The following is a 12,802-nucleotide window of genomic DNA, read 5'->3' as shown; positions in this document are numbered from 1 at the left end:
TGCCCATGTCGTCCGCCGCCGATGCTGCGCAGCCGCGCAAGCCGCTGTACCGCTCCCTCTACTTCCAGGTCATCGTCGCCGTCGTGGCCGGCGTGCTCGTCGGCCACTTCGCGCCCGAGTTCGGTGCGTCGCTCAAGCCGCTGGGCGACGGCTTCATCAAGCTGATCAAGATGATGATCGCGCCGATCATCTTCTGCACAGTGGTGGTGGGCATCGCCGGCATGGAGGACATGAAGAAGGTCGGCAAGACCGGCGGCCTCGCGCTGCTGTACTTCGAGATCGTCAGCACCGTCGCGCTGATCATCGGCCTGGTCGTCGTCAACGTGCTGCAGCCCGGCTCGGGCATGAACGTCAACGCCGCGACGCTCGACACCAAAGGCATCGCCGCGTACACCGGCCCCGGCAAGATGGCCAGCACGACGGACTTCCTGCTCAACGTCATCCCGACGCAGTTCTTCGACGCCTTCGCCAAGGGCGAGATCCTGCAGGTGCTGCTGCTGGCGCTGCTCTTCGGCTTCGCGCTGCACAAGTTCGGCGGCCGCGGCACGCTGGTGTTCGACGTGATCGAGAAGAGCTCGCACGTGCTCTTCACCATCGTCGGCTACATCATGAAGCTGGCGCCGATCGGTGCTTTCGGCGCGATGGCGTTCACCATCGGCAAGTACGGCCTGGGCTCGCTGTTCTCGCTGGGCAAGCTGATGGGGTCGTTCTACCTCACGTGCCTGGTGTTCGTCTTCGTCGTGCTGGGCGGCATCGCACGTGCCCATGGGTTCTCGGTGTGGCGCTTGATCAAGTACATCAAGGAGGAACTGCTGATCGTGCTGGGCACGTCGTCCTCCGAGTCCGTGCTGCCGCGCATGATGGAGAAGCTGGAGAACCTGGGCGCGAAGAAGAGCACCGTGGGCCTTGTCATCCCCACGGGCTATTCGTTCAACCTCGATGGCACGTCGATCTACCTCACGATGGCCGCCGTGTTCATCGCGCAGGCGACCAACACGCACATGACGCTGATGCAGGAGCTGACGCTGCTGGCGGTGCTGCTGCTCACGTCGAAGGGTGCGGCGGGTGTCACGGGCAGCGGGTTCATCGTGCTCGCAGCGACGCTTTCCGCTGTGGGTGACGTGCCGGTGGCCGGCCTCGCGCTGATCCTGGGCATCGACCGGTTCATGTCCGAGGCGCGTGCGCTGACCAACCTGGTGGGCAATGCGGTCGCCACGCTGGTGGTCGCGAAGTGGACCGGCGACCTCGACGTCGAGCAGATGCAGGCGCGCCTGGCGAACCCGTCGGACGTCGAGGCCGACGAGCCCGAGGTGATCCACGAGGCGAAGGACGACCACATGGCGCCGGTGCGGCCCTGACCTGGGTTCTCGGTTACCCTGTGGCGGCAAGAACAGGAGACAACCGCGTGATTTCCCGCCGCCACTGGCTGCCCCTCGCAGCCGCACTCGCATTTGCCCCTCTCGCCCACGCACAGGGCTGGCCCGACAAGCCCGTGCGCATCATGGTGGGCGCGTCGCCCGGAGGCGGCACCGACATCCTCGCGCGCATGCTCGCCGAGAAATTCGCGCCGGACTTCAAGCAGTCGGTGGTCGTGGAGAACCGGCCCGGTGCGTCCAACACCATCGCCGCCGAACTCACGGCCCGCGCCGCGCCGGACGGCACGACGTTGCTGCTCGCCACCAACACCGGCCAGGCGATCGCGCCGCACCTGCTGAAACTGAAGTTCGATCCGCTGAAGGACCTGGTGCCCGTGGGGCTGGTCGCCGTGATGCCCAACGTGCTGGTCGTGCCCGCGACGGCGCCCTATCGCAACGTGAAGGAACTGCTGGCTGCGATGGTGGAGAAGCCGGGCTCGTTCAAGTACGCGTCCTCCGGCATCGGCAGCACGCAGCACATCGCCGGCGAAGCCTTCACGCTGATCACCAACACGAAGGCGATCCACATCCCCTACAAGGGCAGCTCGCAGGCGCACGTCGACGTGATCTCGGGCGAGGTGAGCATGATGTTCGACAGCACCTCGTCCGCGATGTCGCAGATTCGCGCCGGCAAGTTCCGGCCGCTGGCGGTTACCGCCGAGAAGCGGTCGCAGGAATTGCCCGACGTGCCCACGCTCGCCGAGCAGGGCGTGAGGGGTGCCGACGTGACGACGTGGTACGGCATGTACGTGACCGCGGGCACGCCGAAACCGGTGGTGGACCGGCTCGTCGCCGAGCTGAACAAGGTGCTGAAGCTGCCCGACGTGCAGGCGCGCATCCGCGGCCTCGGCGGCGATGTGGGCGCCCTCTCCGTCGAGCAGTTCGCTGAGATGAACCGGCAGGAGTACGAGCGCTTCGGCAAGCTGGTGAAGGACGCCAACATCAAGCCGGAGGGCCAATGAAGCCGCGCATCGCCTTCGTGCTCGGTGACCCCGCCGGCGTCGGGCCCGAGATGGGCGTGAAGCTGCTCGCGCAGCCGGCAACCACGCAAGCCGCCGAGGTGCTGCTCGTCGCGCCCGCCTCCACGCTCGCAGCCGGCGAGCAGGCCGCCGGTATTGCCCTCGACCTGAAGGGCCTGGGCATCGAACACCTTGAAATTCCCGAGCCGCACGGCGACGCACCGCTCGGCGAATGCAGCGTCGCGGCGGGAGCCTCGGCGTTCTCGTCGCTCACGACCGCGGTCGACCTCGTGCGCAGCGGCCAGGCGGACGGCATCGTCTTCGCCCCGCTCAACAAGCACTCCCTGCGCATGGCGGGCATGGGCGAAGAGGACGAACTGCGGTTCATGCAGAAGCGTTTCGGCGTGCGCGAGTTCGTCTGCGAGTTCAACATCACCGGAGGGCTGTGGACGTCGCGTGTCACTTCGCACGTGCCGGTGAAGGACGTCGCAGCGCTCATCACGCCCGAGGCGGTGCGCGATGCGGTGCTGATCATCGACCGCGCCCTGCGCCGCGCCGGTGTCGCGCAGCCGCGCATCGCGGTCTCCGGCCTCAACCCGCATGCCGGCGACAACGGCTCCATCGGCACGGAGGAAATCGAGGTGATCGCCCCCGCCGTCGAGAAGCTCAAGCGCGACGGCATCGGCGCGAGCGGGCCGTGGTCGCCCGACACGGTGTTCATCGCCGCGCGCCGCGGCGACTTCGACGCGGTCGTCTCGATGTACCACGACCAGGGCCAGATCGCGATGAAGCTGATGGGCTTCGAGCGCGGCGTCACGCTGCATGGCGGCCTGCCGGTGCCGGTCGCGACGTCGGCCAGCGGCAGCGCGTTCGACATCGCCGGCAAGGGCGTCGCGCGTGTCGAAGGGCTGCAGGCAGCTTTCGACCTCGCGGTGCGGATGGCGGTTCGCGCACGGGTTTGACCCGCGTGCGCATGGATGCGCATAATATGCGCATGCAGTCCCGCAGTACCCCTGCCGGCAAGCGGCCGGTCAATCTCACCTTGAGCGAGGACGTCGTGAACGAGGCACGTAACTACACGGCCAACCTGTCCGCCACCGTCGAAGACCTCTTGGTCGAGTACGTGGCCGGGCAACGCCAGGCGCGCGAGAGCCAGCAGGAGCAGGCGCGCAGGCTCTGCGAGGAGTGGAACGAATTCGACGCGCAATACGGTTCGTTTGCGGACGAGCACGTGAACCTGTAGTGGCCCAGTTCGATGTCCATGCCAACAAGGGCAAGCAGCGCGACGCCATCCCCTTCGTTGTCGTCGTCCAGTCATCGTTCTTCGACGCGTATCACCGCAGAGTGGTCGTGCCGCTCGCTCGCACCACCGTCACTTCAGGCAAACGGTCGGCGACCGGTGCGCGGCTGAATCCGATCTTTCGTATCCGGAACACCGACGTCACGCTTCACCCGCTGCAAGTCGTGTCGGTCGCCTTCGAAGAACTCGGGCCCAAGGTGTCATCGCTCGCCGAACATGGCCAAGCGATTACCGATGCACTCGACGAGGTGTTCAGCCGCTCGTGGGGCTGACAGGTCAACCCTCGAACTGCGGATGCAACTGCCGGATGCGGTTCATCGCCATGGAAGCAGCGGCCGTGCGCGTCTCGACGCCCATCTTCACGAAGATCCGCTCCATGTGCTTCTTCACGGTCGCCGGGCTCGAGCCGAGGATGTCGCCGATGTCCCGGTTGATCTTGCCCTTCACCACCCAGTAGAGAACCTCGGCCTCCTTCGCCGTCAGCTTGAAAGCGAGGCTCATGGACTCGATGACCGCATCGTCGGAACACTCGCGCATCACGATCAGCCAGTCGTCGTCACCCGTCTGCTGGTGCAGCCGGATGGTGAGCCGGCGCGAGCCGAGGTCGGCGGTGAGCTTGGGCGGCTCGATGTTGCGCTGCGCATCGGGCAGGTGCCGGCGCAGCCACTCGAGGATGGGCGCCGGGGTTTCGGGTGAGCTCGTGCCGAAGTAAGCGAGCAGCAGGTCGCGCGCCAGCGTGGTCTGCCACATCAAGCGGCCGTCGGACGGACGCACCGTGATGCTTGCATAGCCGAACGCATCGAGCGCATTGCGCGTCTGCCGCGCCTGCCGCGCGCCCTGCATGTGCACGCCCATGCGCGCAAGCACTTCCTTCGGCTTGATCGGCTTGGTGACGTAATCCACGCCGCCCGCGTCGAGCGCCGCGACGAGATGCTCGGTCTCGGTCAAGCCTGTCATGAAGATGATCGGCACGTGGGCCGTTGCGGGTGACGCCTTCAGGCGCTTGGCCACTTCGAAGCCGTCGATGCCCGGCATCATGGCGTCGAGCAGCACGATGTCCGGCACGGCCTGCGCGGCGCGCTGCAGCGCGGCCTCGCCACTCGTGGCGACGAGTACGGTGTAGCCCGATTCGTCCAGCGCATCGTGCAGCACGGAAAGGTTGTCGGGGACGTCGTCGACGATGAGGACGACGTCGGTGTTGGCGCGGTCGAGTACGTGGTTCATCTGGGGGCGCCTTCGGGTTGGGGTGCGTAGCGCGCGAGCTCGCGCGCGATGGTTTCGAACTGGAACTGGCGCGCAAGCTCGCGCAACGCCGCCGCGAACGACGCGCATTCGGGCTGCGCGGCTTCGATCGCGTCGAGCTGGTTGAGGATGCCGCGGTAGTAACCGAGCTGCACGGCTTCCAGCAGCGGCGTGAGCAGCTCCTCGCGCGGAAGCTGCCACGGCGCGGCGGCCGGGGCCGAAGTGGGCGGGGGCGCGGCGGCATCGAGCCACTGCAGCCCCAGCTGGCGCTCCAGCCAGTCGAGCAGCTCGCTGTGGCGCACGGGCTTGACGATGAAGTCTTCGGTGCGGATGCCGGCGTCGTTGTCCAGCCCCTTGTCGAATGCGTTGGCGGAGACGACGGCGATCTTCGGTGTCACGCCCTCCATGCGCCGGATGCGGCGGATCGTCTCCCAGCCGTCGATGCCGGGCATGGCGAGGTCCATCAGGATGGCGTGCGGCTGCAGGCCGGCGGCAAGGAGGTCCAGCGCGTCGTGGCCGCTCGCGGCGGTGCGCAGCTCGAAGCCGAGCGGCTCGAGCAGTTGCACGAGCACATCGCGGTCGTTTTCTTCGTTGTCCACGACGAGGATGCGGCGGCGCTCGCCGCTGTAGCCGCGTCGCACACGCGTGCCCTCGACCTTGGGCAGCGACGCCGTGCGCACCTCCGGCAGGAAGAGCCGCACGCGGAACACCGAGCCTTCGCCCGGCGTGCTGGTGGCCGAGAGCTCGCCGCCCATCAGGTCGGCCAGCATCTTCGCAATGGTGAGCCCCAGGCCGGCGCCGGGCACCGAGTGCGCGGCGGAACTGGCGCGTGCGAAGGGCTCGAAGATCTTCGCCAGCTCCTCCTTCGTCATGCCCGGCCCGGTGTCCTCGACTTCGACGAGCGCCATCTCGCGCGCATGCCGCACGCGGAACACGACGTGCCCTGCCGACGTGAACTTGATCGCGTTGGCCAGCAGGTTGATGAAGATCTGCCGCACGCGCTTCTCGTCGGCACGGACCACCTCGGGGATCGTGCCCTGCACGTCGAAGCGGAACGACAGCCCCTTGGCCGCCGCCTGCAGCTCGAAGAGCCCCGCCATCTCGTGCACCGTGTCCGCGAAGCGCATCGGCTTGACGCTGAGCGTGAGCTTGCCCGACTCGATGCGGGCGATGTCCAGCGTGCCCTCGATCAGCGACAGCAGGTGCTCGCCGCCGCGGCGGATGACGTTGACGGCGTGCTTGCGGTGTTCCGGGATCGCCGCGTCCTCGCCCATCAGCTGCGCATAGCCGAGGATGGAATTGAGCGGCGTGCGCAGCTCGTGGCTGATGGCGCTGATGTAGCGGCTCTTGGCCTGGTTGGCCTGCTCCGCCGCGCGCGTGGCCTGCTGCAGCGCTTCGTCGGTCTGCCGGTGCGAGTCGATCTCACGCATCAGCAGATGCGTCTGGCGGTTGGACTCCTCCTGCGCCACCTGCCGGCTCTTGTGCGCGAGCACCAGCCACCAGCACACGATGCCGGCAACGAGCAGCATCGCCATGTAGGCATGCGAGAAGCCGCTGCGCACCGTGAACTCGACGAACACGCCGAGCAGCGGCACCACCACGAGCATCAGCAGCAGGAAGTGGCCGACGCCGCTGTCGAGGTAGGGCCAGGCACGCTTCGGCAGCAGCCAGCGCAGCGCGGCGCCCCATTGCGACGACAGGCTCGCGTGCGGCTTGCACAGGTCGCCGCAGCGCGCGTCGAGCGTGCAGCACAGGGAGCAGATGCTGCCCTGGTACGCGGGGCAGTGCGCCATGTCGGGGGCTTCGTACTCGCGCTCGCAGATCACGCAGCGTCGCAGCCCGTCGTTCCCGCGCAGGCGGGAACCCAAGGCGTTCGGGGCGCTTTGGATTCCCGCCTCCGCGGGAATGACGGCTTCGCGCCGCGCGATGTAGTAGCGGCCCTTCGTGGCCCATGCGATCGCAGGCGCGGCGACGAAAGCCACGCCCATCGCGATCAGCGAAGAGAACGCCTGCGCCGACGGCCCGAAGGCGCCGAGGTGCGCACTGATCGACAGCAGCGACGCGAGCGCCATCGCGCCCACACCCACGGGATTGATGTCGTAGAGATACGCCCGCTTGAACTCCACGCCCTTCGGCGACAAGCCCAGCGGCTTGTTGACGACGAGGTCCGCCACCACGGCCATCATCCACGCGATGGCGATGTTGGAATACAGGCCGAGGATGCGCTCGAGCGCCTCGAACACGTTCATCGCCATCAACATGAACGCGATGAGCGTGTTGAACACCACCCACACGACACGGCCCGGGTGGCTGTGCGTGACGCGCGAGAAGAAGTTGGACCAGGCAAGCGAACCCGCATAGGCGTTGGTCACGTTGATCTTCAACTGCGAGATGACGACGAAGAGCGCCGTCGCGGCCACCGCCCACCCGTAATGCGGGAAGACGTACTCGTACGCCGCGAGGTACATCTGGTTCGGGTCCACCGCGCGGTCCGCCGGCACCATGTGCGTGATCGCGAGGTACGCGAGGAAAGCACCGCCCAGCATCTTGACGACGCCCAGCACGACCCAGCCCGGCCCGCCAGCGAGCACCCCGGCCCACCACGCCGCGCGCCGGCCGCGCTGCATCGCCGGCATGAAGCGCAGGTAGTCCGCCTGCTCGCCCATCTGGGTGATGAGCGCGATGCCGACGGTGAGCGCCGCACCGAACATGTGCAGGTTGAAGCCGGAGACGACGGCCTTTTCACCGGCGTAGTGCGTGATGCCGGCGAACGCACCGGGATCGCGCATGAGCACGTAAACGAAAGGCACCACCAGCATCACCAGCCACAGCGGCTGCGTCCAGACCTGCAGCCGGCTGATGACGGAGACGCCATGCGTCACCAGCGGGATCACCGCCAAAGCACATATCAGGTAGCCCCAGGTGAGCGGGATGCCGAGCGCGAGGTCGAGCGCGTACGCCATCACCGCCGCCTCGAGCGCGAAGAAGATGAAGGTGAACGACGCGTAGATCAGCGAGGTGATCGTCGAGCCGATGTAGCCGAAGCCCGCGCCGCGCGTGAGCAGGTCCATGTCCACGCCATAGCGCGCCGCGTAGTACGAAATGGGCAAACCCGCGAGGAAGATGATCAGCCCCGTGGCGACGATCGCCCAGAACGCGTTGAGGAAGCCGTACTGCACGAGCAGCGTGGCGCCCACGGCCTCGAGGACGAGGAAGGACGCCGCGCCGAAGGCCGTGTTCGCGACCCGGAACACCGACCACTTGCGGAACCGCTGCGGCGTGAAGCGCAGCGCGTAGTCCTCCATCGTCTCGCTGGCCACCCAGCTGTTGTAGTCGCGCCGCACCTTCACCACGCGCTGGGGGGCGTCTGACACAGGGACGATAGGGATCACGGTGCTCACGCGAACCCAACGCATCTTCCGTGCCGGTATTCGTCTTTTGGCGTATGGGCCGCTTGGGGGTTTGCACTAAGATGGTTCGTTACATATGGAACTCACCCCCCGCGAGAAAGACAAGCTGCTCTTGTTCACCGCCGCGCTGCTGGCGGAGCGCCGCAAGGCGCGGGGGCTGAAGCTGAATTACCCGGAGGCCGTAGCCCTGATCTCCGCCGCCGTCATGGAAGGCGCGCGCGACGGCAAGACCGTCGCGGCACTCATGAGCGAAGGCCGCGCCGTGCTCACGCGCGCCGACGTCATGGAAGGCGTGGCCGAGATGATCCCGGAGATCCAGGTCGAAGCCACCTTCCCCGACGGCACCAAGCTCGTCACCGTGCACCAACCCATCGTTTGAAGGACCGACGAACATGAAGCGCATCGCCGCCTGGCTGGTTTCCGCTGTCGCACTGCCCGCACTCGCCCACGGTGGCCATGGCGCCGTGGGCGAGGTGCACTGGCACGCGACCGACACCGCGGGCTTCATGCTGGTCGTGGTCCTCGCCACGCTCGCCATCCTGCTTTCGCGCGGCGAGTGATGAACCCGGGCGAACTGCTGACCGAGCCCGGGGACCACACCCTCAACCCCGGCCGCCGCACGCTCACCGTCGCCGTGCAGAACACGGCGGACCGGCCGATCCAGGTGGGCTCGCACTACCACTTCGCCGAAACGAACGGCGCGCTCAAGTTCGATCGCGACGCGGCGCGCGGGATGCGCCTGAACATCGCGTCGGGCACCGCGGTGCGCTTCGAGCCGGGGCAGCAACGCACCGTGGAACTCGTGGACTTCGCGGGCGACCGCGTGATCCACGGCTTTCGCGGCTTGGTGCAAGGGAAACTGTAGATGGCAACCATCCCCCGCCGCGCCTATGCGGAAATGTTCGGGCCCACCAAGGGCGACCGCGTGCGCCTGGCCGACACCGAGCTGGTGATCGAGGTCGAGGACGACTACACGCTGCGCGCCGGCGGCTACGGCGAAGAGGTGAAGTTCGGCGGCGGCAAGACCATCCGCGACGGCATGGCGCAGTCGCAGCGCACGCGGGCGCAAGGGGCGGTCGACACGGTGCTGACGAACGCACTCGTGCTGGACCACTGGGGCATCGTCAAGTGCGACATCGGCCTGAAGGACGGGCGCATCGTGGCCCTGGGCAAGGCCGGCAACCCCGACACGCAACCCGGCGTGGACATCGTCATCGGCCCGGGCACCGAGATCATCAGCTGCGAAGGCAACATCGTCACCGCCGGCGCGATCGATTCGCACATCCACTTCATCTGCCCGCAGCAGATCGAGGAGGCGCTGTCGTCCGGCGTGACCACCATGTTCGGCGGCGGCACGGGTCCCGCGACGGGCACGTTCGCCACGACATGCACACCCGGCCCCTGGTACATGGAGCGCATGCTGCAGGCCGCCGATGCCTTCCCGATGAACCTGGGCTTCCTCGGCAAGGGCAACGCGAGCCGGCCCGAGGCGCTGCGCGAGCAGGTCGAGGCGGGCGGCATCGGCCTGAAGCTGCACGAGGACTGGGGCACCACGCCTTCGGCGATCAGCAACTGCCTCGACGTCGCGGACGAAACCGACACGCAGGTGGCGATCCACAGCGACACGCTCAACGAGTCGGGCTTCGTGGAAGACACCATCGCCGCGACCAAGGGCCGCGCGCTGTGCGCGTTCCACACAGAAGGCGCGGGCGGCGGCCATGCGCCGGACATCCTGCGCGTGGTGGGCGAGGCAAACTTCCTGCCTTCGTCGACCAACCCCACGATGCCCTACACCGTGAACACGCTCGACGAGCACGTCGACATGCTCATGGTGTGCCACCACCTCGACCCGTCGATCCCCGAGGACCTGGCTTTCGCCGAGAGCCGCATCCGCAAGGAGACGATCGCTGCCGAGGACATCCTGCACGACCTGGGCGCGATCAGCATGTTCTCGTCGGACTCGCAGGCGATGGGGCGCGTGGGCGAGGTCATTCTGCGGTGCTGGCAGACCGCGCACAAGATGAAGCTGCAGCGCGGCAAGTTGCCGGGCGACAGCGAGCGCCACGACAACTTCCGCGCGAAGCGCTATGTCGCCAAGCTCACCATCAACCCCGCCATCTCGCACGGCATCTCGCACGAGGTGGGCAGCGTCGAGCCGGGCAAGTGGGCCGACCTCGTGATCTGGAAGCCGGCGTTCTTCGGCGTGAAGCCGTCGCTGGTGATCAAGGGCGGCTTCATTGCGCTCGCGGCGATGGGCGATGCCAATGCCTCGATTCCGACGCCGCAGCCGGTGCACTACCGGCCCATGTTCGGCTCCTTCGGCGGCGCCATCGCGAAAGGCTCGCTCACCTTCGTCTCGCAGGCCGCGATGAAGGCCGGCGTGGGCGATCGCTACGGCCTTGCCAAGACGCTCGGCGTGGTGAAGAACATCCGCCAGGTGCGCAAGAAGGACCTCGTGCACAACGGCTACGCGCCGAAGATGGAGATCGACGCGCAGACCTATGCCGTGCGGGCGGACGGCGTGCTGCTGACCTGCGAGCCGGCGAAAATACTGCCCATGGCTCAAAGGTACTTCCTGTTTTGATCACCGTTTCCAAGGTTCTCTCCCAAGGCCACGGCCTCGCGCCCGTGCTGCTCAAGCGCGCCGCGACGGTCGAGCTCGACTGGGACGTGCGGCAGAAAAGCCGCTTCGAAGCCACCGACTCGCAGGGGCGGCAGCTGGGCGTCTTCCTGCCGCGTGGGACTGTCGTGCGCGGTGGCGACGTGCTCGTTGCCGAGGACGGCTCGCTGGTGCGCGTGCTCGCCGCGCCGCAGCCGGTTCTTGTTGTCACGCCCTGCAAGGAGCACGGCTCGCCGTTCGACTTGACCCGCGCCGCGTACCACCTCGGCAACCGCCACGTGCAGATCGAGCTCAAGCCCGACCACCTGAAGATCGAGCCTGACCACGTGCTGGCGCAGATGCTGCGCGCGATGCACCTCGACGTGGAGGAGGCGAACGCACCGTTCGAGCCGGAAGGCGGGGCGTACAGTGCCGGCGGGCAGGCGCATTCGCACGGGCACGATCACCATGGACACGGCCCCGGCCACGACCATGGCCACGAACACGGTCACGAGCACCACGGCCATGACCACGGCCACCACCACGACCACTGACGCCGCGCTGCTGCGGCTGATCTGGCTCGCATCGCCCGCGCTGCCGGTGGGCGGCTTCTCGTATTCCGAAGGGCTGGAGGCTGCGGTGGACCGCGGGCTCGTCACCGACGAAGCCACGGCGGCGAATTGGCTCGCCGATCAATTGCACATGACGCTCGCGCGCGCCGACATCGCCGTCGTCGCACGAGCCACGCAGGCTTTCCGCGACGCCGACACGGCGCAATGCGAAGCGCTCGACGCGTGGGTGCGCGCCACGCGCGAGACGAGCGAACTGCGCCTGCAGACCGAACAGATGGGCCGTTCGCTCGGCGAGTGGATGAAGTCGCTCGGCGACACGAGCGAGGTCCGGTGGACCTACCCGGTCGCGTTCGCGGCCGCGGCGTACAAGACCACGGCCACGCTGCGCGAGATCGCACTGGCCTTCGCCTTCGGCTGGTCCGAGAACATGATGCAGGCCGCGATCAAGGCGGTGCCTCTCGGCCAGTCCGCGGGCCAGCGCATCCTGATGAAGCTCGCCGGCGAGATCCCCATTGCGGTGGACCATGCGCTCGCGCTTGACAACGCCGAGCGCCAGTCCTTCGCCCCGATGCTCGCCATCCTCTCGGCCCAGCACGAAACCCAGTACTCCCGCCTCTTCCGCTCATGACCACCGCCCTGCACCACATCGCCAACCGCACCAAGAAACTGCCGCCGCTGCGCGTGGGCATCGGCGGCCCCGTCGGCTCGGGCAAGACGACGCTGCTGGAGATGCTGTGCAAGGCGATGCGCGACAAGTACGACCTCGTCGCGATCACCAACGACATCTACACCAAGGAAGACCAGCGCCTGCTCACGGTGAGCGGCGCGCTGCCCGCCGAGCGCATCATGGGCGTGGAGACCGGCGGCTGCCCGCACACCGCGATCCGCGAAGATGCGTCGATCAACCTCGAAGCCATCGACCGCATGCTCGGCGACTTCCCCGATGCGGACATCGTCTTCGTCGAGTCCGGCGGCGACAACCTCGCGGCCACCTTCAGCCCCGAGCTGTCGGACCTGACCATCTATGTGATCGACGTCGCGGCCGGCGAGAAGATCCCGCGCAAAGGCGGGCCCGGCATCACCAAGAGCGACCTCTTCGTCATCAACAAGACCGACCTCGCGCCGCACGTGGGCGCGGACCTCGGTGTGATGGAAGCCGACACGAAGCGCATGCGCCGCGACAAGCCGTACGTGATGACCAACCTGAAAACCAACGCCGGGCTGGCGGAGGTGGTGACCTTCATCGAACGCAGGGGTATGCTCGCGGCGTGAACTGGACCCCCACGCTCCCCGCTTCGCGAGGTT

General features: G+C 67.5%; 14 protein-coding genes. 12 read left to right on the top strand and 2 right to left on the bottom strand.

The features are described 5' to 3' along the window. Positions 1 to 5: 5 nt before the first annotated feature. Genes H8R02_RS12020 through H8R02_RS12000 form a run of 5 tightly spaced genes read left to right on the top strand, consistent with a single transcriptional unit; the run spans position 6 to position 3,946 of the window. Positions 6 to 1,358: a dicarboxylate/amino acid:cation symporter gene (locus H8R02_RS12020; RefSeq protein ID WP_187081664.1), complete on the top strand. Its 1,353-nt coding sequence runs from the start codon at positions 6 to 8 to the stop codon at positions 1,356 to 1,358. A gap of 47 nt (positions 1,359 to 1,405) precedes the next feature. Continuing rightward, the gene (locus H8R02_RS12015) at positions 1,406 to 2,377 is read left to right on the top strand and encodes a Bug family tripartite tricarboxylate transporter substrate binding protein (protein WP_354004909.1); all 972 of its coding nucleotides are present in this window, start codon (positions 1,406 to 1,408) and stop codon (positions 2,375 to 2,377) included. Continuing rightward, complete coding sequence (locus H8R02_RS12010) at positions 2,374 to 3,336, top strand: 4-hydroxythreonine-4-phosphate dehydrogenase PdxA (RefSeq protein ID WP_187081663.1); 963 nt, start codon at positions 2,374 to 2,376, stop codon at positions 3,334 to 3,336. The genes H8R02_RS12015 and H8R02_RS12010 overlap by 4 nt, the downstream gene beginning before the upstream one ends. A 32-nt stretch (positions 3,337 to 3,368) precedes the next feature. After that, positions 3,369 to 3,617 carry a type II toxin-antitoxin system CcdA family antitoxin gene (locus tag H8R02_RS12005; RefSeq protein ID WP_187081662.1) on the top strand — a complete coding sequence of 83 codons (249 nt, stop codon included), beginning with the start codon at positions 3,369 to 3,371 and terminating at the stop codon, positions 3,615 to 3,617. Then, positions 3,617 to 3,946, top strand: coding sequence for a CcdB family protein (locus tag H8R02_RS12000; RefSeq protein WP_187081661.1), 330 nt, complete (start codon positions 3,617 to 3,619; stop codon positions 3,944 to 3,946). The genes H8R02_RS12005 and H8R02_RS12000 overlap by 1 nt, the downstream gene beginning before the upstream one ends. A gap of 4 nt (positions 3,947 to 3,950) precedes the next feature. On the opposite strand, the gene H8R02_RS11995 is transcribed toward H8R02_RS12000, so the two are convergent. After that, positions 3,951 to 4,898 (bottom strand): response regulator transcription factor, encoded by a 948-nt coding sequence (locus tag H8R02_RS11995; protein WP_187081660.1) that lies wholly within the window; start codon positions 4,896 to 4,898, stop codon positions 3,951 to 3,953. Beyond that, positions 4,895 to 8,332 (bottom strand): hybrid sensor histidine kinase/response regulator, encoded by a 3,438-nt coding sequence (locus tag H8R02_RS11990; protein ID WP_187081659.1) that lies wholly within the window; start codon positions 8,330 to 8,332, stop codon positions 4,895 to 4,897. Before H8R02_RS11990 ends, H8R02_RS11995 begins: the two co-directional genes overlap by 4 nt. A gap of 70 nt (positions 8,333 to 8,402) precedes the next feature. Between H8R02_RS11990 and ureA the strand changes: the two genes are divergently transcribed. From ureA to ureG, 7 genes are read left to right on the top strand one after another with little or no spacing between them, the layout of a single operon-like run. Next, on the top strand, positions 8,403 to 8,705 hold the full coding sequence (ureA, locus tag H8R02_RS11985; RefSeq protein ID WP_187081658.1) for an urease subunit gamma: 303 nt from the start codon (positions 8,403 to 8,405) through the stop codon (positions 8,703 to 8,705). Positions 8,706 to 8,718: 13 nt separating this feature from the next. Next, complete coding sequence (locus tag H8R02_RS11980; protein WP_187081657.1) at positions 8,719 to 8,886, top strand: hypothetical protein; 168 nt, start codon at positions 8,719 to 8,721, stop codon at positions 8,884 to 8,886. Beyond that, entirely contained in the window at positions 8,886 to 9,191 is a 306-nt protein-coding gene (locus H8R02_RS11975; RefSeq protein ID WP_187081656.1) for an urease subunit beta, read from the top strand. The genes H8R02_RS11980 and H8R02_RS11975 overlap by 1 nt, the downstream gene beginning before the upstream one ends. Then, a complete protein-coding gene (gene ureC, locus H8R02_RS11970; protein WP_187081655.1) occupies positions 9,192 to 10,910 on the top strand; it encodes an urease subunit alpha in 1,719 nt (572 codons plus the stop codon). Beyond that, positions 10,907 to 11,479 carry an urease accessory protein UreE gene (gene ureE / locus H8R02_RS11965; protein ID WP_187081654.1) on the top strand — a complete coding sequence of 191 codons (573 nt, stop codon included), beginning with the start codon at positions 10,907 to 10,909 and terminating at the stop codon, positions 11,477 to 11,479. Before ureC ends, ureE begins: the two co-directional genes overlap by 4 nt. Beyond that, a complete protein-coding gene (locus tag H8R02_RS11960; protein WP_435531270.1) occupies positions 11,418 to 12,125 on the top strand; it encodes an urease accessory protein UreF in 708 nt (235 codons plus the stop codon). The genes ureE and H8R02_RS11960 overlap by 62 nt, the downstream gene beginning before the upstream one ends. Beyond that, complete coding sequence (gene ureG, locus H8R02_RS11955; protein ID WP_187081653.1) at positions 12,122 to 12,769, top strand: urease accessory protein UreG; 648 nt, start codon at positions 12,122 to 12,124, stop codon at positions 12,767 to 12,769. The genes H8R02_RS11960 and ureG overlap by 4 nt, the downstream gene beginning before the upstream one ends. Positions 12,770 to 12,802 lie beyond the last annotated feature (33 nt).

Source organism: Ramlibacter albus (assembly GCF_014297445.1).
Classification (GTDB): Bacteria; Pseudomonadota; Gammaproteobacteria; order Burkholderiales; family Burkholderiaceae_C; genus Ramlibacter; species Ramlibacter albus.
This window is presented reverse-complemented; position numbering and strand designations above follow the sequence as displayed.

Excerpts from the sequence above, each read along its gene's own strand:
- H8R02_RS12005 (WP_187081662.1), top strand. The coding sequence starts at position 3,369 with ATGCAGTCCCGCAGTACCCCTGCCGGCAAGCGGCCGGTCAATCTCACC.
- H8R02_RS11980 (WP_187081657.1), top strand. The coding sequence starts at position 8,719 with ATGAAGCGCATCGCCGCCTGGCTGGTTTCCGCTGTCGCACTGCCCGCA.
- ureC (WP_187081655.1), top strand. The coding sequence starts at position 9,192 with ATGGCAACCATCCCCCGCCGCGCCTATGCGGAAATGTTCGGGCCCACC.
- H8R02_RS11995 (WP_187081660.1), bottom strand. The coding sequence starts at position 4,898 with ATGAACCACGTACTCGACCGCGCCAACACCGACGTCGTCCTCATCGTC.
- H8R02_RS11975 (WP_187081656.1), top strand. The coding sequence starts at position 8,886 with ATGAACCCGGGCGAACTGCTGACCGAGCCCGGGGACCACACCCTCAAC.
- H8R02_RS11960 (WP_435531270.1), top strand. The coding sequence starts at position 11,418 with ATGGCCACGAACACGGTCACGAGCACCACGGCCATGACCACGGCCACC.
- ureA (WP_187081658.1), top strand. The coding sequence starts at position 8,403 with ATGGAACTCACCCCCCGCGAGAAAGACAAGCTGCTCTTGTTCACCGCC.
- H8R02_RS11990 (WP_187081659.1), bottom strand. The coding sequence starts at position 8,332 with ATGCGTTGGGTTCGCGTGAGCACCGTGATCCCTATCGTCCCTGTGTCA.
- H8R02_RS12010 (WP_187081663.1), top strand. The coding sequence starts at position 2,374 with ATGAAGCCGCGCATCGCCTTCGTGCTCGGTGACCCCGCCGGCGTCGGG.
- H8R02_RS12020 (WP_187081664.1), top strand. The coding sequence starts at position 6 with ATGTCGTCCGCCGCCGATGCTGCGCAGCCGCGCAAGCCGCTGTACCGC.
- ureG (WP_187081653.1), top strand. The coding sequence starts at position 12,122 with ATGACCACCGCCCTGCACCACATCGCCAACCGCACCAAGAAACTGCCG.